This window comes from Hydrogenophaga sp. UC242_53 (genome assembly GCF_042696965.1).
Lineage (GTDB): Bacteria > Pseudomonadota > Gammaproteobacteria > Burkholderiales > Burkholderiaceae_C > Hydrogenophaga.
This window is the reverse complement of sequence record NZ_CP170552.1, coordinates 5,157,750-5,184,427: the sequence shown is the minus strand read 5'-3', so window position 1 is coordinate 5,184,427 and position 26,678 is coordinate 5,157,750. Positions and strand designations below refer to the sequence as shown.

Below are 26,678 nucleotides of genomic sequence, written 5' to 3'. Positions count from 1 at the left end.
CCATGCCCCACCTGCCCGCCTCCACCGCCTTGCAGCGCTTTCGCGTCATCGACCTGACCCAGGTGCGCGCCGGCCCCACGGCCTGCCGCCAGCTCGCCGACTGGGGCGCCGACGTGGTCCAGGTGCAGATGCCCGACAGCATGCGCGGCGACGACACGCTCGGCGGCCAGGACGGCTCCGACTACCAGTACACGCACCGCAACAAGCGCTCCATCACGCTCAACCTCAAGACGGACGAAGGCATCGCCACGCTCAAGCGCCTGATCGACGGCGCGGACGTGGTGGTCGAGAACTTCCGGCCCGACGTGAAGTTCCGCCTGGGCATCGACTACGCCTCGCTGGCCGCGAGCAACCCGGGCCTGGTCTACGCCAGCATCTCGGGCTTCGGCCAGACCGGCCCGCTCGCCTCGCGCCCCGGCTTCGACCAGATCGCGCAGGGCATGGGCGGCCTGATGTCCGTCACCGGCACGCCGGGCGACGGCCCGATGCGCGTGGGCATTCCGATCGCCGACCTGTGCGCCGGCATCTTCGCGGCGCAGGGCATCCTGGTCGCGCTGCTGGAGCGCGAAGCCTCAGGGAAAGGCCAGTTCCTGCACACCTCGCTGCTGGAGTCCATGGTCTACATGCTGGACTTCCAGACCTCGCGCTACCTGATCGACGGCGAGGTCGCCACGCAGGCCGGCAACTTCCACCCCACCAGCATCCCCACCGGCGTCTACAAGGCGCGCGACGGCTACATGAACATCGCGGTGTTCGGCTCCAAGATCTGGGAACGCTTCTGCCACATCCTCGGCGCGCCCGAATGGATCACCGACGAGCGTTACCACGACAAACCCTCGCGCTCGGTGAACCGCGACACGCTCAACGCCGAGATCAACCGCCGCCTGGCCGAACACGACCGCAGCCACTGGATCGCGCAACTCAACGACGGCGGCGTGGCCTGCGGCCTGATCAGCAACATGCAGGAAGCGCTGGAAGAACCGCAGGTGCAGCACCTCGGGATGATCAAGGACGTGGTGTCGAAGTGGCAGGGCCCGCAGCGCCTGGTGGGCCAGCCCATGCAGCTGGAGCGCACGCCCAGCACCATCGCGCGCGCCGCGCCGCGCCGGGGCGAACACACCGAAGAAATCCTGGCCGAACTCGGCCTCGGGCCCGAGGACCTCGCCCGCATGAAAGCCGCCGGAGTCTATTAATGACCGATCCCACCTACACCTCCCCCACCGAGCGCGTGCAGACCTGGCTGGACGGGCGCACGCTGTACATCCGCTTCAACAACCCGGCGCGCCACAACGCGCTCTCGGTCGACATGTGGGAGGCCGTGCCGCCGCTGCTGGCCCTGGCCCGCGACGATGACCGCGTGCGCCTGGTCGTGTTCTCCGGCGCGGGCGACAAGGCCTTCGTCTCGGGCGCGGACATCACGCAGTTCGAGGACATGCGCGCCGCGCGCGAGGCCGTCGCCTACTACGAGAAGATGGCCGAGACCACGCTGATGGGCATCCACGACTTCCCCAAGCCCACGCTGGCCTGCATCCGGGGTTACTGCATCGGCGGCGGCGTGAACGTGGCGATCAGCTGCGACCTGCGCATCGCGGCCAGCGACTCGGTGTTCTCCATTCCGGCCGCGCGCCTGGGCCTGGGCTACCGCTATTCCGCCATGAAAAACCTGGTGGACCTGATCGGCCCGGGTGCAGCCAAGGACCTGTTCTTCACCGCGCGGCGCATCGACGCCGCCGAAGCGAAATCGCTCGGCCTGGTCTCGCGGACCTGCGAGCCCGAGGCCCTGCCCGCGCTGCTGGCGGAGTACGCGGGCAGCATCGCCGAGAACGCGCCGCTGACCGTGATGGCCGGCAAGGCGATCACGCGCGAAATCCTCAAGCCCTCGCCCGAACTCGACAGCGCGCTGTGTGCCTCGCTCATCCGCGGCTGCTTCGAAAGCGCCGACTACACCGAAGGCCGCACGGCCTTCATGCAGAAGCGCAAACCCGTGTTCACCGGCCGCTGAGCCACACCAGGAACCCCCCACCATGCAGGCCTACTGGATGCAGATGACCGACACCGCCACCGAGCTCGCCCTGCGCGAGACGCCGGTGCCCACGCCCGGCGCGCGGCAACTGCTGGTGCGCATGCGCGCGGCGGCGCTGAACCGCGGCGAGTTCCTGCTCGGCCATGGCCTGCACGGCGCGCCCGGCACCTGGAAAGCCATCGGCGGCGAAGGCGCGGGCGAGGTGATCGCCGTCGGCGCCGAGGTCACCACCTTCCGACCCGGTGACCGCGTGATGGGCCGCTGCCCGGGTGCCTTCGCCGAGTGCGCGCTGATGGAAGAGATCGAGGCCATGCCCGTGCCGGTGGCGCTCGGCTGGGAACAGGCCGCCGCCGTGCCGCTCACCTTCCTGGTCGCGTTCGACATGCTGGTGCTGCAAGGCCGGCTGCAGGCGGGCGAGTGGCTGCTCATCAACGGCGTGTCCTCCGGCGTGGGCGTGGCCTCGCTGCAGCTGGCCAAGGCCCTGGGCGCACGCGTCATCGGCACCTCGGGCTCGGCCGACAAGCTCGCGGCGCTGCAGCCGCTGGGTCTGGACGTGGCGCTGCACACCCGCGCGGCGGACTTCGCGCCCGCCGTGCTCAAGGCCACGGACCAGCAGGGCGTGAACCTGGTCATCAACACCGTGGGCGGCACGGTGTTCGCCGAAAGCCTGCGCGCGCTCGCGTTCGAAGGGCGCCTGGCCACCGTGGGCTATGTGGATGGCGTGGTGCGCGCCGAGATCGACCTCGAAGCCCTGCACGCCAAACGCCTCGTGCTGTTCGGCGTCTCCAACAAATTGCGCACCAAGGAACAGCGGGCGGCCGCGCTGCCGCGTTTCGTGGCCGAGGTCATGCCCCTCATCGCTGCCGGCCGCATCCAGCCGCACATCGACCGGGTGATGGACTTCTCGCAACTCGAGCAAGCCAAGGCGCGCATGGAAGCCGGCGCGCACATCGGAAAAATCGTCCTGCGCATGCCGGCGGACGCGAGCTGAACCACCACCCGCAAGAGGAGACAACCCCGTGAAGCACCGCAAACAATTCGTCCTGGCGCTCGCGCTGGGCACCCTGGCCTCCCTCGGCTGGGCGCAGCCCGCGCCCTACCCGAACAAGCCCATCCGCATCGTGATCGGCTTCGCGCCGGGCGGCGCGGCCGACTACGTGGCGCGCGCCATGAGCGAGTCCTTCAGCAAGGCCCTGGGCCAGACCGTGCTGATCGACAACAAGCCCGGCAACGGCTCCAGCATCGCGGCCGACATCGTGGCCAAGGCCGCGCCCGACGGCTACACGCTGCTGATCGCCAGCCCCAGCGCCATCTCGGTCAACCCCGCGCTCAACCCCAAGCTGACCTACAAGCCCAGCGACCTGCTGCCCGTGGGCAAGATGACCACCTCGCCGCTGGTGCTGGCGGTCAACCCCAGCAGCAGCATCCGCTCCGTGCCCGACCTGATCGCGGCGGCGAAGAAGGACCCCGGCAAGCTCAACTACTCGACCTCGGGCAACGGCTCGGCGCCGCACCTGGGCGCCGCGCTCTTCAGCCTGCTGACCAACACCGAGATGACGCACGTGCCCTACCGGGGCGGCTCCTTCGCCATCACCTCGGTGATGGCCGGCGAGACGCAGCTCACCTTCGGCACCTCGCCCTCGGTGCTGCCCCAGGCCAATGCGGGCAAGCTGCGCGCCATCGCCGTCAGCACGCGCGAACGCTCGCCGCTGGTGCCCGACATGCCCGGCATGCGCGAGGCCGGCCTGCCCGAATACAACCTGGAGTTCTGGTACGGCATGTTCGCGCCCGTGGGCACGCCGCCGGCCACCGTGAAGACCATCCACGACGCGGTGCGCACCGCCATGCAGCAGCCCTCGGTGAAGGCCGCGCTGGAGCGCGAAGGCACCGAGGTCTCGCTCTCCGGCTCGCCCGAGCAGTTCGCCAGCTTCCTGGTGGAGGACGGCAAGTTCTGGGTCAACCTGGTCAAGACCGCCAACGTGAAGGTGGACTGACATGGACCGCTTTCGCCGCACCCTGTGCGCCGCCAGCGCCCTGGCGCTCGCCGGCTGCGCCGCGCCCGGACCCGCCTCGACGCCCCCGCCGGCCGCCGCGATCGCCGAACTCTCGTCCACCGGCAAGCTGCGCGCCGCGATCAATTTCGGCAACCCCATCCTGGCCACGCGCAGCGCCTCGGGCGAGCCGCAGGGCGTGTCGGTCGATCTCGCGCGCGAGGCCGCACGGCGCCTGGGCGTGCCCATCGAACTGGTGCTGTTCAACTCGGCCGGCAACGTGGTGGAGGCGGTCAAGGCGCGGCAGGTGGACCTCGCCTTCGTCGCCATCGACCCGGTCCGCGCGGCCGACATGGAGTACACCGCGCCTTACGTGATCATCGAAGGCGCCTACCTCGTGCGCAACGACTCGCCGCTGCGCCGCAACGAGGACGTGGACCGCGCCGGCACGCGCGTGGTCGTCGGGCGCGGCAGCGCGTACGACCTGTTCCTCACGCGCGAGATCAAGGCCGCCACCCTGGTGCGCGCGCCCACCTCGCCCGCCGTGACGGACCTGTTCCTCGCCGAAAAGCTGGACGTGGCCGCCGGCGTGAAGCAGCAGCTGGAGGCGGACGCGCAGCGCGTGGGCGGCGTGCGCCTGCTGCCCGGGCGCTTCATGGTGATCGAGCAGGCCATGGGCGTGCCCAAGGGCCGCACGGCGGCGCAAGCCTGGCTCAGCGGGTTCATCGGAGAGATGAAGGCCAGCGGCTTCGTGACCCAGGGCCTGCAACGGCACCAGATCCAGGGCGCCGCCGTGGCGCCCGCGCGCGCCAGCCGCTGACCACGGCGAGGCGCCCCTGCGCCGGCTGGGGTAGCCTGTCGGCATGGATTCCCTCATCACCGCCGCCGCGCGCGCCCTGGCCGCGGGCGACGCGCTGGGCGCGCTCAAGCGCGTGGCCTTGCGCGACGACCCGCCGGCCCTGGCCTTGCGCGGCATCGCCATGGCCCAGCTCGGGGAACATCCGCGCGCACGCGACCTGCTGCGGCGCGCCGGCCGAGGCTTCGGCGCGCACGAAACCCTGGCGCGCGCCCGCTGCGTGGTGGCCGAGGCCGAGGTGGCGCTGGCCATGCGCGACCTCGGTGGCTCCACGCGCCCGCTGGCCGCCGCCGCGGCCACCCTGGAAGCCCACGCCGACCACGCCAACGCGCGCCAGGCCCGCTTGATCGCGGCGCGGCGCCTGCTGCTGCTCGGCCGCCTGACCGAGGCCGAAGCCGTGCTCGCGGCCATCGACACCACCCGCCTGCCACCCGCGCTCGCGGCGGTGGCCGAGCTGGTCGCGGCCGAGCTCGCGCTGCGCTCGCTGCGCGTGGAGGCCGGGCGCGCGGCCCTGGCCCGCGCGCGCGATGCGGCCACACGGGCCGGCGTGCCCGCCCTTCAGGCCGAAGTCGCACAAGCCCAGGCCACGCTGAACCAACCGGCCGCGCGCCGCCTGGGCAACGGCAGCGAGCAGGCGCTGCGGCTGGCCGACGTGGCGGCCCTGCTGGCCTCCGACGCGCTGGTGGTGGACGCCTGCCGCCGCGGCCTGGGCACAGGCGCCGCGTGGCAATCGCTCGCGCGCCGGCCCGTGCTGTTCGCGCTGGCGCGCGCGCTCGCCCAGGCCTGGCCGGGCGACGTGGAGCGCGAGGCCCTGATCGCCGAGGCGTTCCGCACCCGCCGCCCGGACGAGACGCACCGCGCGCGCCTGCGCGTCGAGATCGGCCGCCTGCGCGCGCTCGTCAAACCCCTCGCGGGCATCGAGGCCACCGCGCGCGGCTTCGCGCTGCAGCCCTCGGGCGGGCGCTCCCTCGTGCTGCTCGCGCCGCCCATCGACGGCGAACAGGCTTCGTTGCTGGCGCTGCTGGCCGACGGCGCGGCCTGGTCCACCTCGGCCCTGGCGCTCGCGCTGGGCGCGAGCCAGCGCACCGTGCAGCGCGCGCTCGCCGAGCTGGAGGCCGAGGGCCGCGTGCGCGCCATCGGCCAGGCGCGGGCGCGGCGCTGGCTGGCGCCGCCGCTGGCCGGATTCGCGACGATCTTGTTACTCCCTGCTTCGCTGCCGATTGAATAGAGTGACCCTCAAGCGCCGACACCCGGTGCTGCCACAAGGAGATTCACCATGACCCGTCAGACCACCCCCACCGCGCGCACCGCCGAAGTCGTGCGCGAGTACGGTCCCTTCCTCGGCTCCGAGCGCGTGCACGGCGTCACCCACGACGGCCAGCGCGTGTGGGCCGCCACCGACGAAGGCATCGTCGCCTTCGACCCCGCCAGCGGCGAGGTCACCCGCACGCTGAAACGCGCGGGTGATGCCGGCACCGCCTTCGACGGCAAGCACCTGTACCAGATCGCCGAGGCGCGCATCGACAAGATCGACCCCGCCTCCGGCACCGTGCTCGCCTCCATCCCCGCGCCCGGCGGCGGCGCCGACTCCGGGCTCACCTGGGCCGAAGGCAGCCTGTGGGTCGGCCAGTACCGCGACCGCAAGATCCACCAGATCGACCCGGCCACCGGCGCGATCCGGCGCACCATCGAATCCAACCGCTTCGTCACCGGTGTCACCTGGGTCGATGGCGAACTCTGGCACGGCACCTGGGAGGGCGACGAGAGCGACATCCGCCGCATCGACCCGCAGAGTGGCAAGGTGCTCGAACGCCTCGACATGCCCGCCGGCCTCGGCGTGAGCGGCCTCGAATCCGATGGCGCGGACCTGTTCTATTGCGGCGGCGGGCCGAGCGGGAAGGTGCGCGCGGTGCGCCGGCCCAAGGCCGCATAGGCGGGATTTGGCTGCTCGCGCGCCGCGCCTATGCCGCAGGTCTGCCCCGCGATTTAGCGGCATGGGCGAACCACCTTCGGCCTTGACTCACTGTGGTTCTGGGCCCGTCCTGGGCCCTTCTTCCATCTTGCACAGCAACCGACAACTGATGATCAACCATCTCCAGCCAGCGGGCCTCCAGGCCCCCCACATCCGGCCTTTCACACCCGCTCAGGCCGCACAACACGCCATCACCGAAGGCGATCACGAGGAATTGCGGTTCCTGGTGGAGCAGCACCATGTCCATGCCGCCACGCGAACCGCGAACGGGGAAACGCTGCTCATGTTCGCGACGAGGCAAGCGGACCCGGGCGCCTTCAATGCCTTGGCGCCATCGCTCCAACCGCATCGGGTCAACGAGGTCGATCAACAGGGCAACACGGTGCTGCACCACCTGGCACTGCACCTGACGAATCGCACCATGCAAGGCGGTGCCTGGGCCGACGGCCTGGACGACTTCCTGAACACACTCGCCGCAGACATCGATTGGGAACAAGAGAACCATCAGGGTTCGACGGCTCCGGAGTTCGCCACCGCGCTGCGCAGAACACGCCTCCTGAACGTGCTTTCGGCTTTCATTCCCGACGATACCGACAGCGACGTCAGTGAACCTACCGACAACTCGGCGGGAGACCTGTTGAATGAAGCCCACGATCGATTCATGAGCAGAAAGAGGGGACGGGGCGGCTGAAACCGCCTCGAAACCCCACCGCCTTGTCGAAACGGCGTCACCTCGATCGTCGAGCATGAGGAGCCGGGCGCACAAGCCCGGCCCTGCCCATGTCCCTCGACCCTCACCAGAAAGGACCCTCACCATGAGCACTTCCTCTTCCCGCGCCGTTCGCCTCCATCGCGTCCTCAAAGCCCCGCCCGAGAAGGTCTACCGCGCCTTCCTCAACGCCGACGCCCTCGCCCGCTGGCTGCCGCCCTACGGTTTTCTCTGCAAGGTGGAGCACCTGGACGCCAGGGTGGGTGGCACGTTCCGCATGTCTTTCCGCAATTTCTCGACCGGCCACGCCCATTCGTTCGGCGGCGAGTACGTGGAACTCGTGCCCCATCAGCGCCTGCGCTACACCGACAAGTTCGACGACCCCAACCTGCCCGGACTCATCACGGTGGACGTACAGCTGAAGGCCGTGTCCTGCGGCACCGAGCTCCACGTGGTGCAGGAGGGCATCCCCGACGTGATCCCGCTGGAGATGTGTTACCTGGGCTGGCAGGAGTCGCTGGCCCAGCTGGCGCACCTGGTAGAGCCGGACATCCCCGGCTGAACCGCCGCCGCCCTTTCAGGGCTTTTTCGCGGCCGCGACGAAGGCCGCGAAGCCCTGCACGAATTCGCCGAGCTGCTGGCGCACCTTGTCGTCCAGCAGCGCGCCGTCGGGGCCGAACACGGACGACGCGCGCGAAACCATGAGCCGCCCGCCCTGCCAGGTGTGGGTGCCCAGGGTGCGCAACACCGGCAACCAGTGGGCTTGCGACAGGATGGTGCCGAAGCCCCCGGGCGAGGCGCCGATGACGGCCACGGGCCGGTCGCGGAACACGTCGGGCAGGCCGGGCGTGGGCCGCGAGAGCCAGTCCACCGCATTCTTGAACACGCCGGGAATGCCGTTGTTGTACTCGGGCGTGACGAGCAGCAGGCCGTCGCTGGCGAGGATCTTTTCCTTGAGTTCGCGCACGGCCGCCGGCGTGCCCTCGCGCTGCTCCAGGTCGCCGTCGTAGAGCGGGATGCCGTGCAGCGTGGCGGCGTCGAGCTGTGCGGCGTCGCCCGCCAGCGGAACCGCCGCGCGCAGCAGCGAGGTGTTGAAGGACAGCTGGCGCAGGCTGCCGGAGAGGCCGAGGAGCTTGGTGGTCATGGGTGTGAGGGGTTCAGGTTTTCCAGAAGTCGGGCCGCGCGTACTCGTGCTTGAGGAAGTCGATCCACAGGCGCACGCGCAGCGCGAGGTGCTTGCGTTGCGGGAACAGCACGAAGATGCCATTGGGCGGCGCGGCGAAGTCGTCGAGCACGCTTTCCAGCCGACCGGCGGCGATGTCGGCCTCCACCTCCCAGGTGCTGCGCCAGGCGATGCCATAACCGGCCAGGCACCATTCGCGCAGCACCTGGCCGTCGGTGCAGTCCAGCGGGCCGTTGGGGCGCAGGTGCACGATCTCCACCTCGCCCAGGCCGCCGGGCGCCGGCACGGTGAAGGCCCAGCCCCGGGTCTGCGAGGCGTCGCTGGAGAGCGTGAGGCAGTCGAAGCGCACCAGGTCGGCCGGCACCTGCGGGCGGCCGTGCTGCTGCAGGTAACGCGGCGCTGCGCAGCGCACAGGCGGCGGTTGTCGGCCAGTCGCACGCTGACCAGGGAGGAGTCCGGCAGATCGCCCACGCGCACGGCGCAGTCGTAGGCCTCGCCGGCCACGTCGACCACGCGGTCGCTCAGGTTCAGCGAGATGGTGACCTCGGGATGCAGTTCGCGAAAGCGCGGCACCAGCGGCGCCACATGGCGGCGGCCGAAACCGGCCGGCGCGGTGATGCGCAGGTGGCCGCTGGCCTTGACGCCGCCGGCGCTCACGCTGGCTTCGGCGTTGGCCATGTCCACCAGCAGGCGCTGGCAGTCTTCCAGGAAGGCGCTGCCTTCGTGGGTGAGGGTGATGCGCCGCGTGGTGCGCACCATGAGCTTCACGCCGAGCCGGGCTTCGAGGGCGTCGAGCCGGCGCCCGATGATGGCCGGGGCCACGCCCTCGGCTTTGGCGGCGGCGGTGAGGCTGCCGCGCGTGGCGACCGCCACGAAGGTTTCGAGTTGCTTGAGTTTGTCCACCCGGGCAGATTACCCCACCTGCAGGAGCGAATCAATGATAAATTTGGGCCGATTGATGACTTTTCAGGCGGTTTTGACGACCGTGCGGCTCAGTTGCGCCGCGTCCTCCGCGCCGTAGCCCAGCTCGGCCAGCAGCTCGGCGCTGTGTTCACCGAGTTTCGGCGGGCTGCGGCGCACGCCCAGGCGTTCGCCGTCGAGCGCCAGCGGCAGCAACACGGTCTGCGCGGCCTGGCCGGCGCGCTCGCCATCGGGCAGGGTGATGGGCGCGAGCCCGCCGGTGGCGCAGAGGTGGGGGTCGTCCAGCAGTTCGTGGGGTTTGGTGATGGGCGCGAACGGCAGGCCATGGCGCTCGAACAGCGCGGCGAGATCGGCCGCGCTCTGCTGGGCCAGGCGCTCGCGCAGCAGGGGAATGAGCCAGTCGCGGTTGCGCACGCGGTTGTTGTTGCCCAGCAGTCGCGGATCGGCCTGCAGGTCCTGGTAGCCGAAGGCCTTGCAGAAGATGGCCCACTGCGTGTCGCTCACCACGGCGAGGAAGATCTGCTCGCCGTCCTTCACCTGGAAGACGTCGTAGATGCCCCAGGAGGAGATGCGGTCGGGCATGGGCGCGGCGGCCTTGCCGGTGACGGCGAACTGCATCATGTGCTGCGCGACGAGGAAGACGTTGTTCTCGAACAGCGAGCTCTGCACCTCGCAGCCTTCGCCGGTTTTCTCGCGCGCGCTGAGCGCGGCCATCACGCCGATGGCGCCGAACAGGCCACCCATGATGTCGTTCACCGAGGAACCCGCGCGCAGCGGGTCGCCGGGGCGGCCGGTCATGTAGGCCAGGCCACCCATCATCTGCACCACCTCGTCGAGCGCGGTGCGGTGGTCGTACGGGCCGGGCAGGAAGCCCTTGTGGCTCACATAGATGAGGCGCGGGTTGAGCTTCTTCAGGCTGGCGTGATCGAGCCCCAGCTTCTTCATGGTGCCGGGCTTGAAGTTCTCGCTCACCACGTCGGCGGTGGCGATCAGCTTGAGCACGGCCTCCCGGCCTTCGGGCGACTGCAGGTCCAGCACCAGGCTTTTCTTGTTGCGGTTGAACAGCGGGTAGAAGCCCGCGCCCGAGCCGAGCAGGCGGCGCGTATTGTCGCCGGCGGGTGGCTCGACCTTGATGACCTCGGCGCCCAGGTCGGCCAGCACCATGCCGCAGGTGGGGCCCATGACCATGTGGGTGAATTCGACGACGCGGATGCCTTCGAAGGGCAAGGGACGGGGGGTGTCTTGGGTGTCTGGCATGGCAGGGGTGGAGAAGTTTCAGGCGGCGCGCCAGCCCTTGGGCAGGCCGGCTTCGGGCGTCATGCCGTACACCGGCTCACCGGGCAGGCCGGCGCGCAGGGGATCGCGCGCGGCGATGAGGGTCGAAAGATCGATGCCGGTGCGCACGCCCATGGCCTCGAACATGAAGACCAGGTCTTCGGTGACCACGTTGCCGGAGGCCCCTGGCGCGTAGGGGCAACCGCCGAGGCCGCCGAGCGAGGCGTCGAAGGTGCGCACGCCCACGTCGAACGCGGCCAGGCAGTTCGCCAGCCCGAGGCCGCGCGTGTTGTGCATGTGGGCCGCGCCCGCGCGCTCGCCCAGCTCGGCGCGCAGGCGCGTGAACAGGCGGCGCACCTGCGCGGGGTTGGCGATGCCGGTGGTGTCGGACAGGCCCACCTCGTCCACGCCCGCCTTTACGCAGGCCACGGCCAGGCGGATCACCTCGTCTTCGTCCACCACGCCCTGCAGCGTGCAGCCGAAGGCGGTGGACAGGCCCACCTCCATCGCCACGCCGGGCGCGGTATCGCGGCGCAGCGCGTGCACCTCGCGCAGCTCGTCCACCATCTGCTCGCGCGTCTTGCGCACGTTGGCCAGCGAATGCGCCTCGCTCGCCGACACCGGCAGGGTGATCTTGTGCACGCCCGAGGCCAGCGCGGCCTCGGCCCCGCGCCGGTTGGGCACCAGGGCCATCACGGTGATGCCCTGGTGCCGCAGGGCGTGGCGCACCACGTCGACCACGTCGGCCATCTGCGGCAGCAGCTTGGCGGGCACGAAGGAGCCGACCTCGATCTCGCGCAGGCCGGCGGCCACGAGCGCATCGATCCAGCGCAGCTTGTCGACCGTGGGCATGGTGGCCTTCACGGACTGCAGGCCGTCGCGCGGGCCGACTTCGCTGATGAGGACTTCGGGGGCGTTTTGCATGGAAGAAGCCGGGTTGCTTGCGTTTTACAAGATAGAACGATATTCTTTCTAGTAAAAGAATCGCAGATCACTTCCGTCCTGTCAACCAAGCCCCTTCCTCCTCCTTCATGCCCCGCAAAGCGCAGACCCCTTCCTTGGCCGATGCCAACGCCGCCACCGGCGGCACCGCCGCGGTGGACCGCGCGCTCTCGCTGCTGGGCGCGTTCCACGCGGGCGACGCCTCGTTGTCGCTGGCCGAGCTGGCCGAGCGCACCCAGCTGCACAAGAGCACCGCGCTGCGCCTGCTCGCCTCGCTCGAACACGCGCACCTGCTGCAGCGGCTGGACGACGGGCGCTACGCCCTGGGCGGCGAGGTGGCGCGGCTGCACGGCATCTACGCGGCCTCGTTTTCGCTGGACCGGGTCGTCATGCCGGTGCTGCGCCAGCTGGTGTCGGCCACCGGCGAGAGCGCGGCCTACCACGTGCGCCAGGGCCAAGCGCCGAACCAGACGCGGCTGTGCCTCTACCGCGTGGATTCGCCCCATCCGGTGCGCGACCACATCCGCGCAGGCGACGTGCTGCCGCTGCACCAGGGCACGGGCGGGCGCGTGCTCTCGGCGTTCGGCGCGGGCGATGACAGCCGCAAGCCCACGCCAGCCGACAAGCGCGTATTGGCGCGCATCCGCACCGATGGCTTCATGACCGCCGTGGGCGACCGCCTGGCCGAGGTGGCCGGCATTTCGGCACCGGTGTTCCACGCGGACGGCTCGATCGCCGCCTCCCTCACGCTCACGATGCCGGCGCACCGTTTCGATGAGCGGCACGTGGGCAAGGTGCTGGCGGCGGCGCGGCAGCTGAACGGGCGGGTCGGTTGATCACCGGGTGCCGGATCGACGCGGACCGGAAAGAGAACAAAAAAAACCCACCGCCGGATGGCGGTGGGCAATTCCAGCACCTGGCCCCCTGCGGCCAGGTGTTGACCCTTGTCTTGCTCAGAACCGGTGACGCAGGCCCACGCCGTAGGTTTGGTCCTTCAACGTGCTGACCGGCGCCGATTCCCTCTCGAACTTCACGTTCGTCAGGCCCGCGTACACGGTGGTGCGCTTGCTCAGATCGTGGCGGTATTCGACGCTGGCGGAGGAGGTCTTGCCGACGCGCAGGCCGGTCGCGACCGCCTTGGTTTTCTCGCTGCCGATGCCCGCGTTGAGGCTGCCCGCCGAGCCCACCGGAACGGCCACGCTCAGCACAAAGCCGCTGTCCTTGATGCCGTTGGTCAGGCCGTTCTTCTGGTTGACGAACTGGGCCAGCACCTTCACCGCGGTGAAGTCGTAGCTCACGCCCAGGCCGGTGGACTTGGCCGTCGTGGCGGCCGGACCGGCACTCTTGACGGCCTCATACACACCCTGCACCGCCACCGGACCACCTTCGTAGAGGGCGGACAGGCCCATCGTGCGGCCGGCCGAGACGCCGGGACCACCGTTTTCGCCGAAGGCATATTGCAGGGCGCCGGTGAAGCCGCCCATGTTCGGCGTGGTGTACTGCAGCATGTTGTCACGGCGAAGGGCCGGGGACAGCGCGCCGACCGCCGCAGGTGTCGTGCCGGGGAGCGCGCCCGCAGGCGCCGGGCCAAAGATGGCGTTGGTGGCGGAGAAGCTGGAGGTGCCCTGGGCATCGAACCGGTCCATCAGCAGGAACATCTGCGTGTATTGGCGGCCCATTTCAAAGGAACCGAAGCCACCGCTCAGGCCCACCTTGCTGGTGCGGTTGAAGCCACCGGGCGCGACGCTGGTGCCGGTGTCGGCGTTGAAACCGGACTCCAGCTGGAACGTGGCCTTCAGGCCACCCCCCAGGTCTTCCGTTCCCCGCAGGCCCCAACGGCTGCCGTTCAGGCCGCCGCTCGTCAGGCTCGTGCCTGGGCCGGTGCGGGTGCTGACGCCGGCCACCGTGGTCTTGGTGGTGTTCTTGCCCACATAGAGGTCCACCAGGCCATACAGCGTGACGTTGGATTGGGCGTGGGCGACCCCGGTCAGGGCACCGAAAGCGGCCAGGGCGACCGCCGTCTTTTTCAAGAGTGTCATTTTTGAGATTTGAGATGGGTTCAACACATGCCACCAGCGAGCGCCTTGTGAGCCACCGGTGGCCTCTTAACGGACACGCACACGGTGTTGCGCGCCGAATTTCGGAAGAACCCGGAATCTAGGGATTTAGACTCAAAGAATTACAAACAAGGAATTAGGCAGCTCGAATCAGGATCGAAGTGCAGAAATTCTTCAACCAAAAGAATTCATCCGATCAAGGCAAAGCGGCACGATGCGCCCATTCGAGGCCCATTACCCACAGTCAAGTCACTGATCCGTGACGAAAAATCGAATTAATGCTGACGTGGGTATGGAATACAGTTCGCTCACGCCCGCGCCAGTGCGGGCACCCCCACTTTTCGCCCAGACGGAGCTTTCCATGACCGCACGCACCCAGATTCACGGCCTGAAGGTCGCCACCGAACTGTTCAACTTCATCAACCAGCAAGTGCTGCCCGGCACCGGCGTGAGCGAAGCAAACTTCTGGCAGGGCTTCGACGGCATCGTGGCGGACCTGGCGCCCAAGAACGCGGCCCTGCTGGGCGAGCGCGATCGCCTGCAAACCGAGCTGGACACCTGGCACGCGGCCAACCCCGGCCCGATCCGCGACATGGCGGGCTACCGCAAGTTCCTGGAAACCATCGGCTACCTGGTGCCGCAACCCAAGAGCGTGAAGGCCACGACCAGGAACGTGGACGACGAGCTGGCCGTGCAGGCCGGCCCGCAGCTGGTGGTGCCGATCCTGAACGCGCGCTACGCGCTCAACGCGGCCAACGCGCGCTGGGGCTCGCTGTACGACGCGCTGTACGGCACGGACGTGATTTCGGAAGACAAGGGCTGCGGCAAGGCCGGTCCCAAGGGCGGCTACAACCCCAAGCGCGGCGCCAAGGTCATCGAGTACGCGCGTTACGTGCTGGACCGCACCGCGCCGCTGAAGAAGGGCTCGCACGTGGGCTCGATCGGCTACCGCGTCAACAAGGACGGCGAGCTGGTGGTGACGCTGGCCGACGGCGGCACCAGCAAGCTGGCCGACAAGTCGCAGTTCGTGGGCTACCAGGGTGAGGCCAAGAGCCCCAGCGCCGTGCTGCTCGCGCACAACGGCCTGCACCTGGAGATCCAGATCGACCGCAGCACGGCCATCGGCAAGGGCGACGCCGCCGGCGTGAGCGACCTGGTGGTGGAAGCCGCGCTCTCGACCATCCTGGACCTGGAAGACTCCGTGGCCGCCGTGGACGCCGAGGACAAGGTGCTGGCCTACCGCAACTGGCTGGGCATCCTGCAGGGCACGCTCACCGAGTCCGTCAGCAAGGCGGGCAAGACCTTCACGCGCGGCCTCAACGGCGACCGCGAGTACACCGCGCCCAACGGCAAGAAGAACGGCGTGCGCCTGCACGGCCGCTCGCTCATGTTCGTGCGCAACGTGGGCCACCTGATGACCAACCCCGCCGTGCTCTGGGGCGCGGACGACAAGGAAATCCCCGAAGGCATCCTGGATGCGATGGTGACCACCACCATCGCCCTGCACGACCTCAAGCGCACGAAGAAGGACGCGATCCGCAACTCGCGCAAGGGCTCGGTCTACATCGTCAAGCCCAAGATGCACGGCCCGCGCGAAGTCGAGTTCGCCGCCGAGCTGTTCGGCCGCGTGGAAAAGGTGCTGGGCCTCAAGGACAGCACGGTCAAGCTGGGCATCATGGACGAGGAGCGCCGCACCTCCATCAACCTCAAGGCCTGCATCGGCGCGGCCGCGAGCCGCGTGGCCTTCATCAACACCGGCTTCCTGGACCGCACCGGCGACGAGATGCACACCGCCATGCTGGCCGGCCCCATGGTGCGCAAAGGCGACATGAAGGCCAGCGCCTGGATCCAGAGCTACGAGAAGAACAACGTGATCGTGGGCCTCACTTGCGGCCTGCGCGGCAAGGCGCAGATCGGCAAGGGCATGTGGGCCATGCCCGACCTGATGGCCGAGATGCTGCGCCAGAAGATCGCCCACCCCAAGGCCGGCGCCAACACCGCCTGGGTGCCCAGCCCCACCGGCGCCACGCTGCACGCGCTGCACTACCACCAGGTGCTGGTGTCGGACGTGCAGAAGGAACTGGAGAAGATCGACGCCAACGCCGAACGCGACAACCTGCTGACCGGCCTGCTGACGGTGCCCGTGAGCAGCAACCCGAACTGGAGCGCGGCCGAGAAGCAGCAGGAGCTGGACAACAACGTGCAGGGCATCCTGGGTTACGTGGTGCGCTGGGTGGACCAGGGCGTGGGCTGCTCCAAGGTGCCCGACATCCACAACGTGGGCCTGATGGAAGACCGCGCGACGCTGCGCATCTCCAGCCAGCACATCGCCAACTGGCTGCACCATGGCATCGTGAGCGAGAAGCAGGTGCGCGACACCTTCGAGCGCATGGCCGCCGTGGTGGATGGCCAGAACGCCGGCGATCCGCTGTACAAGAAGATGGCCGGCAACTTCAAGACCAGCAAGGCCTACCTCGCCGCGCTGGACCTGGTGTTCAAGGGCAAGGAGCAGCCCAGCGGCTACACCGAGCCGCTGCTGCACGCCTGGCGCCTGAAGGTCAAGGCCGCGGCCTGACCCCCGAAAGCCCGCCACCCGGCGGGCTTTTTTTGATGGAACTCAGGCCGGCTGCGGATCGGCCGATGCCGCGGTCAGGCGCTCGACGATGCGGCGCGCGCGGTTGCCCCCCACGTCGACGTGGATGTCGATCCAGCTGGGCTTGCCGCCGAAGCGCTGGATGTTGCGGTACTGCTCTTCGATCACCACGCGGTCTTCGTCGAAGGTGAAGGCGGTCTGCTCGATGACGGCCTCGATGTTCTCCGGCATGTCGGGGTGCCGGGTGCTGGACATGCTCCAGAAGTAGTGGCAGCTCTCCTCGGTCTCGGGCGTGATGCCGTGCAGGCCGCGCATGTGGAAGCCGCCGCGCTCGGGGTCGTCGATGGCGTCGGTGCCGGGCTCGACGGCGCCGGTCCAGATCCTGAGGTGCGAGAGCTCGAACTCGATTTCCTGCCAGCGGTCGCAGGTCTCGCCGAAAGGCCAGGCGGCCTTGTAGGTCGGCGGCGGCGTGGAGCCGGGCATGAGGCGCACCACCTTGACCTTGTCACCGTCCTGCGTGACGTTCATCTTGGCGCTCATGTGCAGCCGGGCGTTGCCGCCGATGGTCTTGAGGTGCACGTAGCCGAGGTGGCTCAGGTCCAGCAGGTTGTCGTGGATCAGCTGCCAGGGCGCGTTGTAGTGGTACTGGCCGGAGCCGAACTTGTAGCGCGGGTCGTCGTGCCAGGGGTAGTCGGGCGCCTCGACGGTGGGTGCGCCGCCCTCTTCCTTCGGCATCCAGATCCAGAGGATGTGGTTCTTCTCGGCGACGTGGTAGGCCTTGACCCGGGCCTTGCCCGGAATGCGGTCCTGCCCCGGGATCTCGATGCACACGCCCGTGGGCGCATACAACATGCCGTGGTAGCCGCAGCGCACGCCCGAGGCCTCGACCGTGCCGCACGACAGCGGCAGCGAGCGGTGGCAGCAGCGGTCTTCCAGCGCGGCGACCTGGCCTTCGCCGGTGCGGAACAGCACGACCTTCTGGTTCAGGAAGGTGCGGCCCACGGGCTTGTCGGTCAGGTCGCTGGAGAAGCCGGCCATGTACCACTGGTTCAGCGGAAAGCGACCGCGGCTGGCGGCGGCGGGCGGGATCGGTTGGATGGCGATGCAATCGGCGTTCATGGGGGTCTCCTTGGGTGACGGTCAGGCGGTCGGTCTCACAGGTCGAGGACCAGCGTGGGGGATTTCGAGCGGGAACAGCAGGGCGTGAACTGGTCGTTGGCGGCGCGCTCCGCGTCCATCAGGCAGCTGTCGCGGTGGTCGGGCGTGCCCTCGAGCACGCGGGTGAGGCAACTGCCGCAGACACCGGCCTCGCACGCGTAGTTCACGTCCACGCCGTGGTCCAGCAGCACCTGGAGCGCGCTCACGCCCACCGGCACGTCGAGCGTGGCGCCGCTGCGCTGCAGGCGGATCTGGAAGGCCTGGTCAGCGGTGCTGTCGGCCACGGTGCCCGCGAAGTGCTCGCGGTGCAGGCGCGCCTCGGCCCAGCCGGCCGCGCGCGCGGCCGAGAGCACGAAGTCCATGAAGCCGGCGGGGCCGCACACGTAGAGGTGCGCGCCCTCGGGCGCGGCCCGCAGCAGGGCCGGGGCGTCGAAGGCCTGGGCGACGGCGCGTCGCTGAAATAGAGCCGCGTGTGCCCGGCCAGCGGCCCGGCCTCGATCTGCCCGCGAAACGCCATGCGCCCGGGCGAGCGCGCGCAGTAGTGCATCTCGAAAGAGCGGCCGGTGTCCTGCAGGTGCTGCGCCATCGACAGGATGGGCGTGACGCCGATGCCGCCGGCCACCAGCACGCTGTGCGGGGCCTCGACCAGCTCGAACAGGTTGCGCGGCGCGCTCACCTTGAGCACCGCGCCCACCTGCACCCGGTCGTGCATGCCGGCCGAGCCGCCGCGCGACTGCGGTTCGCGCAGCACGCCGATGCGCCAGCTGCGCCGCTCCTGCGGGTGGCCGCAGAGCGAGTACTGGCGGATCAGGCCGGGCGCGACCTGGACGTCGATGTGGGCCCCGGGGCGGAAGGCGGGCAGCTCGTTCGCCCCGATGGGCTCCAGGTCGAAGCTGCAGATGCCGTCGGCCTCCGGTTGGCGCGCGCGCACCCTGACGTCCAGTTCCACCATGTCTCAGTCGCTTTCGGGGGGCGCCGGCTTTCGCGGCGGTTTGCGGGTTTTGGCGTACTTCTGCTCCACGAAGCGCTGGGTCGCGGTTTCCACGGCCGGCAGGTTTTCGTGCAGGCGGCGCAGCAGCACCAGCAGGGTCTCGGCTTCGTCGGCGGACAACACCTCGAGGAAAGCGCGCTCGCGTTCGAGCGCCACTTCGCGGATCTGATCGTGCATGGCGCGGCCCTTGGTGGTCAGCACCGCGATGCGGGCCCGGCCGTCGCGCGGGTCCAGCTCGATGCGGATGAAGCCACTTTCCTGCATGGACTTGAAGCAGCGGCTGACCGAGGCCTTGTCCATGCCGATGACGCGCGAGACCTGCTGCGCGGAGATCGAACCTTCGATGGCCAGCAGCACCAGGCAGCGCCAGGTCTCGATGCCCACCCCGAAGATCTTCAGGTAGTGCTGGGACGCACCGCGCGAGAGCTTGTTGGCGGTCCAGGTCAGGTAGGCCGGGACGTAGTGGTCGAGGTCGATCTGCTTGAGCGGATCGCTGACGGCGGGGAGGGATTTGGAGGTTTTCATGCCTCTATTCTGGACACGCATGTCAGTGCACCGCCATCCCGACCCAGCGCTCCAGCGCCGCGGTGTCGCGCGCCAGCTCGTCGGCGGGTGCGCCGTGCACCACCACGCCGTGGTCCAGCACCACCGCCCGGCCCGCGTAGGCCAGGGCCTCGTCGACCTGCTGTTCCACGATGACGACCGCGATGCCGGTCTGCCGGCTCATCTCGCCGAAGGCGCGCAGCAGGTCCAGGCGGATCAGCGGCGCCAGGCCTTCGAGGGGCTCGTCCAGCAGGATCAGCCGGGGCTGGCCCAGCAGGGCGCGCGCCACCGAAAGCATCTGCTGCTCGCCCCCCGAGAGCTGGGCGCCCCCGTTGCGGCGGCGCTCGGCCAAGCGCGGGAACAGCTCGTAGGCCTCGCTGAGCGCGGCGCGCGGGCGGTGCTTGAGGCCGGCGAGCAGGTTCTCCTCGACGCTCAGCGAGGGAAACACGTCGCGGGTCTGGGGCACGTAGCCCAGGCCGCGCTGCGCGCGCTGGTGCGCGGACAGCCGCGTGACGTCCTCGCCCTGGAAGGTGATGGTGCCGGCGCGCAGCGGCACCAGGCCCATGACGGCGCGCAGCGCCGTGGTCTTGCCCACGCCGTTGCGCCCGATCATGGCCAGGCGCTCGCCGGCGCCGACCTCGAACGACAGGCCGTTGAGCACCGTCGTGGGGCCGTAACCGGCCGTGGCGTCTTTGACTTCAAGCATGCCGTGTCGCCTCTCCATGGCCCAGGTAGGCCGCGCGGACCAGGGGGTCGCGGCGGATCTCGTCCGGCGTGCCGTCGGCCAGCACCGCGCCCTCGGCGAGCACCAGGATGCGGCTGGCGAAGCGGAACACCAGGTCCATGTCGTGTTCGATGATCAGCACCGCGAGGTCCCGCGGCAGGGCATCGAGCGCGGCGAGCAGGCGCTCGCCGTCGCCCTTGGGCACGCCGGCCATGGGCTCGTCCAGCAGCAGCACCTGGGGCCGCAGCGCCATGGCCAGCGCCATCTCGATCAGGCGTTGTTCGCCATAGGCCAGGTCCTGCGTCGGCGTGGCGGCCTGCCCTTGCAGGCCGAAGCGGGCCAGCAGCGCCCGGGCCTCGGCCTGGAGCGCGGGGAAACTGTCGATGCCGCGCCAGAAGCACCCGCCGAGTCCTTCGCGCTCGAACAGGGCGAGTTCGATCTGGCGCTGCACCGGGAAGTGCGGCGCCAGCGTGGTGATCTGGAAGGTGCGGGCCAGGCCGGCGCGCACGCGCTGGGCCTGGCTCAGGCGAGAGACGTTCTCGCCGCGCAGCCAGATCTCGCCGCTGTCGGCGGGGAACACCCCGCTGATCTGGTTCACCAGCGTGGTCTTGCCGGCGCCGTTGGGGCCGATGAGGGCCAGGCGGTCGCCCGGCGCGAGCTGGAAGGAGACGTCGCGCGTCACGTGGATGCCGCCGAAGCGCTTGTCCAGGTGGCGCAGTTCGAGCAGGTGGCTCATGCGCGGCCTCCCCAGCGGTTGCGCAGCCAGGCCACGGCCTTCGCGGGCGACACCAGCACCACCAGCATCAGCAGGCCCCCCACCACGAACAGCCAGTGGTAGGGGTTGATGGAGGCCGCGGTGTGGTGCAGCACCAGGAACACCGCCGCGCCCACCAGGGCACCGCTCAGGCGCCCGGCACCGCCCAGGATCAGCATGACCAGGGCCTCGGCGGAGAGGGAGAACGACAGGCTGTCCAGGCCCACCACGGCGGTGGTCTGCGCGGAGAGCGCCCCGGCCGCGCCGGCCAGCGCGCCCGCGGCGGCGTACATGCCCCAGAGGCGGCGGTAGACCGGCGTGCCCAGGGCGGCCATGCGGGCGCGGTTTTCGTGGATGCCGCGCACGGCCATGCCGAACGGCGAGTCCACCAGGCGGCGCGCGGCATAGAAGCAAACCACCAGCACCGCCAGCGCGTAGAACGCGGCCAGCCGGCCTTCGAGGTCGAATTGGAACTGCCCCAGCAGCGGGCCCATCACGTAGCCCGAGAGGCCGTCGTCGCCGCCCGTCCAGTCGCGCGCCTTGTGCGCCAGCGACAGCACCATCTGCGCCACCGCCACGGTGAGCATGAGGAAGGTGAAGCCCTGGTAGCGCAGCAGAAAGGCCCCGGTCGCCGCCGCGAGCACGGCGCCCGCCAGCACGCCGACGGCCAGGCCCACCAGCGGGTCGGGCATCACGCGCAAGGCGAACACACCCGCCGCGTAGGCACCCACGCCGAACATCGCGGCGTGTCCCAGGGCTGCGCAGGCCGGCGATGCCCACCACCAGGTCCAGCGACAGCACGAAGAGGCCCATGATGAAGATGCGCGTCAGCAGCCCCAGCTGGTCGGGCAGCAGCAGGCAGGCCGCCAGGCCCAGCGCCAGCATCACCAGCGGCGCGCGCCAGGCCGGCGCGCAGCGCGGCGAAGCGGCATCGCCGTCTTGCGGGCCCGCGAGCGCCCGCGTCTTGAACAAGGACAGGGCGTTCATCGTTTCAACAGTCCGTTGGGACGCCAGGCCAGGAAGAGGGCCATGGCGGCGAAGAAGAAAAGGCTGCCCCAGTCCGAGGCCAGGTACTTGCTCGCGGTCTCGATCAGGCCGAGCACGATGGCCGCGCACAGCGAGCCCGCGATGCTGCCCATGCCGCCCACGGCCACGACGACCAGCACCAGCACCAGGTACTTCAGCGCGTAGTAAGGCTCCAGCGGCATCACCTCCGCGCCCAGCACACCGCCCAGGCCGGCCATCGCCGCGCCGGCGGCGAAGGTCAGGCACTGCACGCGGCGGATCGGAATGCCCAGCGTCGAGGCCGTGCCCGCGTGGTCCACCGCCGCGCGCAGCCAGATGCCGAAGCGCGTGCGCGTCACCGTGAGCGCGGCCAGCACGGCCACGGCCAGGCCCACGCCGATCACGAGCAGGCGCTGGGCCGGCAGGGTGCGGAAACCCAGGTCCACCGAGCCCGACAGCGAGGGCGGCAGCTGGACCATCTGCACCTGCGGGCCGACCAGGGCATTGGTCGAGGCGATCAGCACGAAGGTCAGGCCGATCGTGAAGAGCACCTGGTCCAGCTCCTTGCGCTGGTACAGGTGCCGCAGGACCAGCGCTTCCAGCAGCGCGCCCAGCAGGCCGGTGGCCAGCACCGCCAGCGGCACGGCGATCCAGAAGCTCCACTGGAGCTCGCGCGTCAGCAGGGCCACGCAGTAGCCGCCCACCATGGCGAAGGCGCCATGGCTGAGGTTCACGAAGCGCATGAGCCCCAGCGTGACCGACAGGCCCACGGCGATGACGAACAGCACCATGCCGTAGGCCAGGCCGTCGATCAGGATGTTGGAGAACGTGATCACGTCGCTTCGTCCATCAGCCGCCGCATCAGGGGTTCAGGCCGTGATCGGTCTGCGGTCCGAAGCTCTGCACTTCCTTGTTGACCAGCACGCCGCCCTCTTTCTCCACCTTGCGCAGGTAGACGTTCTGGGTGATGTGGCGCGTCTTGGCGTCGATGCGCACCGGGCCGCGCGGGCTTTCCCATTGCAGCTCGCGCGCCGCAGCCAGGGCCTTGGCGCCGTTCTTCTGGCCGCCGGTGGCCTCGATCATCTTGTGGATGACGTGCATGCCGTCCCACGCGCCGACCGAGGCGTAGTTCGCCACCGCCGCCGGGTTCTGCTTCTTCAGCGCGGCGACGAAGGCCTTGTTCGCCGGCGAGTCGTGCGCGCCGGAATAGTGGAACGCGGTCGTGAGGCCGAGCGCCGAGTCACCGAACTTCTGCAGGTCGAACTCGTCCGTTTCCGAGGTGCCCAGGAACTGGATGCCGGCCTTGGCCAGGCCGTTCTCGTTGTAGGCCTTCACGAAACCCAGGTTCGGCGGGCCGCCTGGCAGGAAGGTGTAGACCGCCTGCGCGCCGCTGGCGCGGATGCGCTGCGCGAACGGGCCGAAGTCCGTGGTGGCGATGGGCATGCGGATGGTCTCGACCACCGTCCCGCCCTGCTTGACGAATTCGCTCTTGAACGCCGCTTCACCGTCCAGGCCCGGGCCGTAGTCCGTCACCGCCGTCACCACCTTCTTGATGCCCTGCTTGGCGGCCCACTGGGCCAGCGGCACCGTGACCTGCCACAGCGTGTAGCTGCTGCGGATGAAGTACTCGGACTTCTCGGTGATCGACGAGGTGGCCGCGTTGAAGATGACCGTGGGCGTCTGCGACTGCTGGATCAGCGGTGCGACCGCGAGCGCGTTGGGCGTGAAGACAAAACCGCCCAGGTAGTCCACCTTGTCCTTGACGATCAGCTCCTGCGCCAGCACCCGCGTCTGCGCGGGGTTCGGGCCGCCGGTGTCGCGGTAGATGAACTCCACCGACTTGCCCGCGAGCTTGCCGCCCTGGCTGCGCACATAGGCCTCCACACCGGCCTTGAACAAGGTGCCGTAGTGCGCGAACGGGCCGGAGAACGGGCCGATGACGCCCACCTTGATCGCCGGGTCCTGCGCGTGGACGGGCGCGGTGGACAGGACGGCGGCCGCCAGGGCCGTGCCGCAGAGAACGCGTCGTGAGATGGACATGTCTGTCTCCTGGTTGTTGCGCCACTCGGGGGAAATGGCATCGGTGTTGACGGCTCGAATTATGGTTGTATTGCCAACCAGTTGCAATATCAACCAAATGCGGGTTTACCCTGAACAGCGTTCGGCGGACCGGCTAAGCTCGCCGCCATGCCCGCAATGAACTACCTGCTTTTTGACGCCAGCGACGACGGCGAAGGCACCGGCACCTGGGACGCCATGGCCAGCGTGCGCGCCGCGCAGCTGCCCGACGTGATGACCGAGGTGCGCGCCGTGCTGGACTGGGCCGAGACCCACGCGCCGGGCCCGCGCGGCCCGCTCGACGAGGGCGGCGCGTGGGACGCCGACGAGCAGGTGCGGGCGGACGGTGAATGGACCACGGTGACGCTGACGGTCACCGGCCCCTGGGGCTGGGGCGAGGCCCTGCTGGCGCACTTCGCGCCAGCCGATTGAAGACCCCGCAGCGCTAGCGCGCCTTCGCGGGCGCCAGCACGGGCTCGAGCCGGCCTTGCGCCATGAGTTCGTCGAACCACACGCGGTAGCCCGCGTCGCTGGGGTGCAGGCCATCGGCCGCGTTGAGCTCAGGCCGCTGGGCGAACGGGTCGTCCGCCTTCTCCTTGAACAGGTTCACGTACACCGCCCCGTGCCGCGCCGCGGCCTCGCGCACGAAGCCATGCATCGAACGGGCGCGCGAGCTCATGAGCCAGGACACCGGTGCGAAGAAAAAGGGCGCGTTGCCCACGTTGCCCGCCGGCATGAGCAGCACGCGAGTGCCGCGCGCGTGGGCGAGCACGGCCACGCGCTCGATGTCGGCGCGCACGCCGTCGAGCGCGCGCAGCCGGATCACGTCGTTGCCGCCGGCCTGCACCAGCACCAGGTCGTGGCGCGCGGTGGCGGCCTCGAGTTGGCCGATCACCTGGGCGAAGGTCGCGCCATCGCTGGCGCGGTTGTCGATGTGCAGCCTCGGGTAGGCCTGCGCCAGCAGGCCGGCCAGGCTGTGCCGCGGGTCGCTGGCACCGGTGCCCACGCCGGTGCTGTCGCCCACGATGAGCAGGCGAAGCGTGGCGTCCGCGGGGGCCTGCTGCAGCGGCTCGCTGCGCTGGGCCAGCTCCCGGGCCTGGCCCATGCGCCAGACCGCGCAGCCCGAGGTCGCGAGCAGCACCACCAGCAGAACGGCGATGAGGGTGGGCAGCACAGGCCAGGACGGGGAACTCATGCGGCCCAGTCTATGCCCCGGCGTCGCTGGCGCGTCAACGACCCGGATTTGGCCCTTCGCGGCGCCGCGACAATAACGGGTTTGCCCCATGTTCATTTCCCGACGCGCAGGAGACCGTTTCCGATGATCCATACCCACAAGGCCCTGGGCGGCATGGTGGTCGCACCCCATCACCTGGCGGCACAGGCCGGGCGCGATGTGCTGCGCGACGGTGGCAACGCGGTCGAGGCCATGGTGGCCGCCGCCGCGGCCATCGCCGTGGTCTACCCCCACATGAACGCCATCGGTGGCGACGGTTTCTGGCTGATCCACGAACCCGGGCAGCCGGTGGTGGCGATCGACGCCAGCGGACCGGCCGCCGCGCTGGCGCACGCGCGACTTCTATGCCGGTGCGCAGGAGATCCCCGCGCGCGGCCCCACCGCCGCGCTCACCGTGGCCGGCACCCTCGGCGGCTGGGCCGAAGCGCTGAACCTGGCCGCGCCCTGGGGCCAGGCCCTGCCGCTGGCGCGCCTGCTGGCCGACGCGATCCGCCACGCGCGCGACGGCGTGGTGGTCACCACCAGCCAGTCCGCCCTGACCCGGCAGAAGCTCGACGGCCTGAAGGACGCGCCGGGCTTCGCCGCCACCTACCTCGTGGACGGCCAGCCGCCCGAGCCCGGCCACCTGCTTCGGCAACCCGCGCTGGGCCAGACCCTGGCCACGCTGGCCGAACGCGGCCTGGACGACTTCTACCGCGGCGAGCTGGGCCGGCGCATCGGTGCCGAGCTGGAGCGCCTGGGCAGCCCGCTGCGCACCACAGACCTCGCGGCCTACCGCGCGAAGCGAGTCCAACCGCTCGTGGTGCGCCTGAAGGACAGCACGGTCTACAACCTGCCGCCGCCCACGCAGGGCCTGTCGGCGTTGATGATCCTCGGCCTGTTCGACCGCCTGGGCGTGAGCGAAGGCGAGGGCTTCGAGCACCTGCACGGCCTGGTGGAGGCCACCAAGCGCGCCTTCCGCGTGCGCGACCGCGTGGTGACCGACCCGGGGCGCCTGCCGACCGACCCGCAAAGCCTGCTGGAGGCCGCCTCGCTGGACACCCTGGCCGCGCAGATCGACCCGCGCCAGGCCTTGCCCTGGCCCGACCCGGCCGCGCCGGGCGACACCATCTGGATGGGCGCGATCGACGCCCAGGGCCGCTCGGTCAGCTTCATCCAGAGCGTGTACTGGGAATTCGGTTCGGGCACCGTGCTGCAGGACACCGGCATCTGCTGGCAGAACCGCGGCACCAGCTTCTCGCTCGACCCGCAGGCGCTCAACCACCTCGAGCCGGGCCGCCAACCCTTTCACACGCTCAACCCCTCGCTGGCGCTGTTCGACGACGGCCGCGTGATGCCCTACGGCACCATGGGCGGCGAAGGCCAGCCGCAGACGCAGGCCGCGGTGTTCACGCGCTACGCGCGCTTTGGCCAGCCGCTGCAGCAGGCCGTGAGCGCGCCGCGCTGGCTGCTGGGACGCACCTGGGGCGACAAGAGCACCACGCTCAAGCTGGAGAGCCGCTTCAACCCGGCCCTGGTGCAGGCCCTGCGCGACGCCGGCCACGTGATCGAGGAACTGCCCGAGGCCTTCAGCGACACCATGGGCCACGCGGGCGCGCTGGTGCGCCACCCCGACGGGGTGATCGAGGGCGCGGCCGACCCGCGCAGCGACGGCGGCGTGGCGGCGCTGTGAGGGCCGCTGCAAGCCTC

At 70.0% G+C, this 26,678-nt stretch carries 24 protein-coding genes and 3 pseudogenes; 13 read left to right on the top strand and 14 right to left on the bottom strand.

Annotated elements, in window-relative coordinates:
• The first annotated feature begins 2 nt into the window (after positions 1–2).
• From ACFJI0_RS26120 to ACFJI0_RS26080, 9 genes are all read left to right on the top strand, one after another.
• On the top strand, positions 3–1,193 hold the full coding sequence (locus ACFJI0_RS26120) for a CaiB/BaiF CoA transferase family protein (RefSeq protein WP_382322908.1): 1,191 nt from the start codon (positions 3–5) through the stop codon (positions 1,191–1,193).
• On the top strand, positions 1,193–2,002 hold the full coding sequence (locus ACFJI0_RS26115; protein WP_382322907.1) for an enoyl-CoA hydratase: 810 nt from the start codon (positions 1,193–1,195) through the stop codon (positions 2,000–2,002). Before ACFJI0_RS26120 ends, ACFJI0_RS26115 begins: the two co-directional genes overlap by 1 nt.
• 22 nt (positions 2,003–2,024) lie before the next feature.
• Positions 2,025–3,014 (top strand): zinc-binding dehydrogenase, encoded by a 990-nt coding sequence (locus ACFJI0_RS26110; RefSeq protein ID WP_382162812.1) that lies wholly within the window; start codon positions 2,025–2,027, stop codon positions 3,012–3,014.
• A gap of 28 nt (positions 3,015–3,042) precedes the next feature.
• Positions 3,043–4,017 (top strand): Bug family tripartite tricarboxylate transporter substrate binding protein, encoded by a 975-nt coding sequence (locus ACFJI0_RS26105; protein WP_382322906.1) that lies wholly within the window; start codon positions 3,043–3,045, stop codon positions 4,015–4,017.
• 1 nt (position 4,018) lies between these two features.
• A complete protein-coding gene (locus tag ACFJI0_RS26100) occupies positions 4,019–4,834 on the top strand; it encodes an ABC transporter substrate-binding protein (protein ID WP_382322905.1) in 816 nt (271 codons plus the stop codon).
• A gap of 43 nt (positions 4,835–4,877) precedes the next feature.
• Positions 4,878–6,098, top strand: coding sequence for a helix-turn-helix domain-containing protein (locus tag ACFJI0_RS26095; RefSeq protein WP_382322904.1), 1,221 nt, complete (start codon positions 4,878–4,880; stop codon positions 6,096–6,098).
• Positions 6,099–6,146: 48 nt separating this feature from the next.
• Positions 6,147–6,803 carry a hypothetical protein gene (locus ACFJI0_RS26090; protein ID WP_382322903.1) on the top strand — a complete coding sequence of 219 codons (657 nt, stop codon included), beginning with the start codon at positions 6,147–6,149 and terminating at the stop codon, positions 6,801–6,803.
• Between the two features lie 148 nt (positions 6,804–6,951).
• Positions 6,952–7,533, top strand: a complete 582-nt coding sequence (locus ACFJI0_RS26085) for a hypothetical protein (RefSeq protein WP_382322902.1) — start codon at positions 6,952–6,954, stop codon at positions 7,531–7,533.
• Between the two features lie 124 nt (positions 7,534–7,657).
• Positions 7,658–8,113: an SRPBCC family protein gene (locus ACFJI0_RS26080; RefSeq protein ID WP_382322901.1), complete on the top strand. Its 456-nt coding sequence runs from the start codon at positions 7,658–7,660 to the stop codon at positions 8,111–8,113.
• Positions 8,114–8,128: 15 nt separating this feature from the next.
• Here the strand turns inward: ACFJI0_RS26080 and ACFJI0_RS26075 are convergent, their stop codons facing one another.
• From ACFJI0_RS26075 to ACFJI0_RS26060, 4 genes and pseudogenes are all read right to left on the bottom strand, one after another.
• A complete protein-coding gene (locus tag ACFJI0_RS26075) occupies positions 8,129–8,695 on the bottom strand; it encodes an NADPH-dependent FMN reductase (RefSeq protein ID WP_382162834.1) in 567 nt (188 codons plus the stop codon).
• 13 nt (positions 8,696–8,708) lie between these two features.
• A pseudogene (locus tag ACFJI0_RS26070) lies at positions 8,709–9,637 on the bottom strand (LysR family transcriptional regulator).
• A gap of 63 nt (positions 9,638–9,700) precedes the next feature.
• On the bottom strand, positions 9,701–10,912 hold the full coding sequence (locus ACFJI0_RS26065) for a CaiB/BaiF CoA transferase family protein (RefSeq protein WP_382322900.1): 1,212 nt from the start codon (positions 10,910–10,912) through the stop codon (positions 9,701–9,703).
• A gap of 18 nt (positions 10,913–10,930) precedes the next feature.
• Positions 10,931–11,854, bottom strand: coding sequence for a hydroxymethylglutaryl-CoA lyase (locus tag ACFJI0_RS26060; RefSeq protein ID WP_382322899.1), 924 nt, complete (start codon positions 11,852–11,854; stop codon positions 10,931–10,933).
• A 107-nt stretch (positions 11,855–11,961) separates the two neighbouring features.
• Here ACFJI0_RS26060 and ACFJI0_RS26055 point away from each other — a divergent pair, with 107 nt between their 5' ends.
• Positions 11,962–12,708: an IclR family transcriptional regulator gene (locus ACFJI0_RS26055; protein ID WP_382322898.1), complete on the top strand. Its 747-nt coding sequence runs from the start codon at positions 11,962–11,964 to the stop codon at positions 12,706–12,708.
• 117 nt (positions 12,709–12,825) lie between these two features.
• On the opposite strand, the gene ACFJI0_RS26050 is transcribed toward ACFJI0_RS26055, so the two are convergent.
• Positions 12,826–13,911, bottom strand: coding sequence for a porin (locus ACFJI0_RS26050; RefSeq protein WP_382322897.1), 1,086 nt, complete (start codon positions 13,909–13,911; stop codon positions 12,826–12,828).
• Between the two features lie 379 nt (positions 13,912–14,290).
• On the opposite strand from ACFJI0_RS26050, the gene ACFJI0_RS26045 reads away from it, so the two are divergent.
• Positions 14,291–16,504 carry a malate synthase G gene (locus ACFJI0_RS26045; protein WP_382322896.1) on the top strand — a complete coding sequence of 738 codons (2,214 nt, stop codon included), beginning with the start codon at positions 14,291–14,293 and terminating at the stop codon, positions 16,502–16,504.
• A 42-nt stretch (positions 16,505–16,546) separates the two neighbouring features.
• On the opposite strand, the gene ACFJI0_RS26040 is transcribed toward ACFJI0_RS26045, so the two are convergent.
• The 8 genes and pseudogenes from ACFJI0_RS26040 to ACFJI0_RS26005 all read right to left on the bottom strand — a co-directional run bounded on the left by ACFJI0_RS26040 (position 16,547) and on the right by ACFJI0_RS26005 (position 23,737).
• Complete coding sequence (locus ACFJI0_RS26040; RefSeq protein ID WP_382322895.1) at positions 16,547–17,641, bottom strand: Rieske 2Fe-2S domain-containing protein; 1,095 nt, start codon at positions 17,639–17,641, stop codon at positions 16,547–16,549.
• Positions 17,642–17,676: 35 nt separating this feature from the next.
• Positions 17,677–18,632 (bottom strand): annotated as a pseudogene (locus ACFJI0_RS26035) (PDR/VanB family oxidoreductase).
• A 3-nt stretch (positions 18,633–18,635) separates the two neighbouring features.
• On the bottom strand, positions 18,636–19,196 hold the full coding sequence (locus ACFJI0_RS26030; RefSeq protein WP_291117335.1) for a MarR family winged helix-turn-helix transcriptional regulator: 561 nt from the start codon (positions 19,194–19,196) through the stop codon (positions 18,636–18,638).
• Between the two features lie 22 nt (positions 19,197–19,218).
• Positions 19,219–19,920 (bottom strand): ABC transporter ATP-binding protein, encoded by a 702-nt coding sequence (locus ACFJI0_RS26025; RefSeq protein WP_382322894.1) that lies wholly within the window; start codon positions 19,918–19,920, stop codon positions 19,219–19,221.
• On the bottom strand, positions 19,913–20,674 hold the full coding sequence (locus ACFJI0_RS26020) for an ABC transporter ATP-binding protein (protein ID WP_291117329.1): 762 nt from the start codon (positions 20,672–20,674) through the stop codon (positions 19,913–19,915). Before ACFJI0_RS26020 ends, ACFJI0_RS26025 begins: the two co-directional genes overlap by 8 nt.
• A complete protein-coding gene (locus ACFJI0_RS26015) occupies positions 20,671–21,432 on the bottom strand; it encodes a branched-chain amino acid ABC transporter permease (protein ID WP_382322893.1) in 762 nt (253 codons plus the stop codon). The genes ACFJI0_RS26020 and ACFJI0_RS26015 overlap by 4 nt, the downstream gene beginning before the upstream one ends.
• A 243-nt stretch (positions 21,433–21,675) precedes the next feature.
• A complete protein-coding gene (locus tag ACFJI0_RS26010; RefSeq protein WP_382162870.1) occupies positions 21,676–22,533 on the bottom strand; it encodes a branched-chain amino acid ABC transporter permease in 858 nt (285 codons plus the stop codon).
• Positions 22,534–22,558: 25 nt separating this feature from the next.
• Complete coding sequence (locus ACFJI0_RS26005; RefSeq protein WP_382322892.1) at positions 22,559–23,737, bottom strand: ABC transporter substrate-binding protein; 1,179 nt, start codon at positions 23,735–23,737, stop codon at positions 22,559–22,561.
• 147 nt (positions 23,738–23,884) lie between these two features.
• Between ACFJI0_RS26005 and ACFJI0_RS26000 the strand changes: the two genes are divergently transcribed.
• Complete coding sequence (locus ACFJI0_RS26000) at positions 23,885–24,187, top strand: hypothetical protein (RefSeq protein ID WP_382322891.1); 303 nt, start codon at positions 23,885–23,887, stop codon at positions 24,185–24,187.
• 13 nt (positions 24,188–24,200) lie between these two features.
• Here ACFJI0_RS26000 and ACFJI0_RS25995 read toward each other — a convergent pair whose 3' ends face one another.
• A complete protein-coding gene (locus ACFJI0_RS25995; protein WP_382322890.1) occupies positions 24,201–24,950 on the bottom strand; it encodes an SGNH/GDSL hydrolase family protein in 750 nt (249 codons plus the stop codon).
• A 123-nt stretch (positions 24,951–25,073) separates the two neighbouring features.
• Here ACFJI0_RS25995 and ACFJI0_RS25990 point away from each other — a divergent pair.
• Positions 25,074–26,661 (top strand): annotated as a pseudogene (locus ACFJI0_RS25990) (gamma-glutamyltransferase family protein).
• Positions 26,662–26,678 lie beyond the last annotated feature (17 nt).

What these genes read in the sequence shown, in the direction of transcription:
- ACFJI0_RS25995 (WP_382322890.1), bottom strand. Translation starts at nt 24,950, where the DNA reads ATGAGTTCCCCGTCCTGGCCTGTGCTGCCCACCCTCATCGCCGTTCTG.
- ACFJI0_RS26085 (WP_382322902.1), top strand. Translation starts at nt 6,952, where the DNA reads ATGATCAACCATCTCCAGCCAGCGGGCCTCCAGGCCCCCCACATCCGG.
- ACFJI0_RS26040 (WP_382322895.1), bottom strand. Translation starts at nt 17,641, where the DNA reads ATGAACGCCGATTGCATCGCCATCCAACCGATCCCGCCCGCCGCCGCC.
- ACFJI0_RS26080 (WP_382322901.1), top strand. Translation starts at nt 7,658, where the DNA reads ATGAGCACTTCCTCTTCCCGCGCCGTTCGCCTCCATCGCGTCCTCAAA.
- ACFJI0_RS26005 (WP_382322892.1), bottom strand. Translation starts at nt 23,737, where the DNA reads ATGTCCATCTCACGACGCGTTCTCTGCGGCACGGCCCTGGCGGCCGCC.
- ACFJI0_RS26025 (WP_382322894.1), bottom strand. Translation starts at nt 19,920, where the DNA reads ATGCTTGAAGTCAAAGACGCCACGGCCGGTTACGGCCCCACGACGGTG.
- ACFJI0_RS26050 (WP_382322897.1), bottom strand. Translation starts at nt 13,911, where the DNA reads ATGACACTCTTGAAAAAGACGGCGGTCGCCCTGGCCGCTTTCGGTGCC.
- ACFJI0_RS26045 (WP_382322896.1), top strand. Translation starts at nt 14,291, where the DNA reads ATGACCGCACGCACCCAGATTCACGGCCTGAAGGTCGCCACCGAACTG.
- ACFJI0_RS26090 (WP_382322903.1), top strand. Translation starts at nt 6,147, where the DNA reads ATGACCCGTCAGACCACCCCCACCGCGCGCACCGCCGAAGTCGTGCGC.
- ACFJI0_RS26020 (WP_291117329.1), bottom strand. Translation starts at nt 20,674, where the DNA reads ATGAGCCACCTGCTCGAACTGCGCCACCTGGACAAGCGCTTCGGCGGC.
- ACFJI0_RS26030 (WP_291117335.1), bottom strand. Translation starts at nt 19,196, where the DNA reads ATGAAAACCTCCAAATCCCTCCCCGCCGTCAGCGATCCGCTCAAGCAG.
- ACFJI0_RS26100 (WP_382322905.1), top strand. Translation starts at nt 4,019, where the DNA reads ATGGACCGCTTTCGCCGCACCCTGTGCGCCGCCAGCGCCCTGGCGCTC.
- ACFJI0_RS26120 (WP_382322908.1), top strand. Translation starts at nt 3, where the DNA reads ATGCCCCACCTGCCCGCCTCCACCGCCTTGCAGCGCTTTCGCGTCATC.
- ACFJI0_RS26055 (WP_382322898.1), top strand. Translation starts at nt 11,962, where the DNA reads ATGCCCCGCAAAGCGCAGACCCCTTCCTTGGCCGATGCCAACGCCGCC.
- ACFJI0_RS26110 (WP_382162812.1), top strand. Translation starts at nt 2,025, where the DNA reads ATGCAGGCCTACTGGATGCAGATGACCGACACCGCCACCGAGCTCGCC.
- ACFJI0_RS26115 (WP_382322907.1), top strand. Translation starts at nt 1,193, where the DNA reads ATGACCGATCCCACCTACACCTCCCCCACCGAGCGCGTGCAGACCTGG.
- ACFJI0_RS26000 (WP_382322891.1), top strand. Translation starts at nt 23,885, where the DNA reads ATGCCCGCAATGAACTACCTGCTTTTTGACGCCAGCGACGACGGCGAA.
- ACFJI0_RS26075 (WP_382162834.1), bottom strand. Translation starts at nt 8,695, where the DNA reads ATGACCACCAAGCTCCTCGGCCTCTCCGGCAGCCTGCGCCAGCTGTCC.
- ACFJI0_RS26060 (WP_382322899.1), bottom strand. Translation starts at nt 11,854, where the DNA reads ATGCAAAACGCCCCCGAAGTCCTCATCAGCGAAGTCGGCCCGCGCGAC.
- ACFJI0_RS26065 (WP_382322900.1), bottom strand. Translation starts at nt 10,912, where the DNA reads ATGCCAGACACCCAAGACACCCCCCGTCCCTTGCCCTTCGAAGGCATC.
- ACFJI0_RS26015 (WP_382322893.1), bottom strand. Translation starts at nt 21,432, where the DNA reads ATGTTCGGCGTGGGTGCCTACGCGGCGGGTGTGTTCGCCTTGCGCGTG.
- ACFJI0_RS26095 (WP_382322904.1), top strand. Translation starts at nt 4,878, where the DNA reads ATGGATTCCCTCATCACCGCCGCCGCGCGCGCCCTGGCCGCGGGCGAC.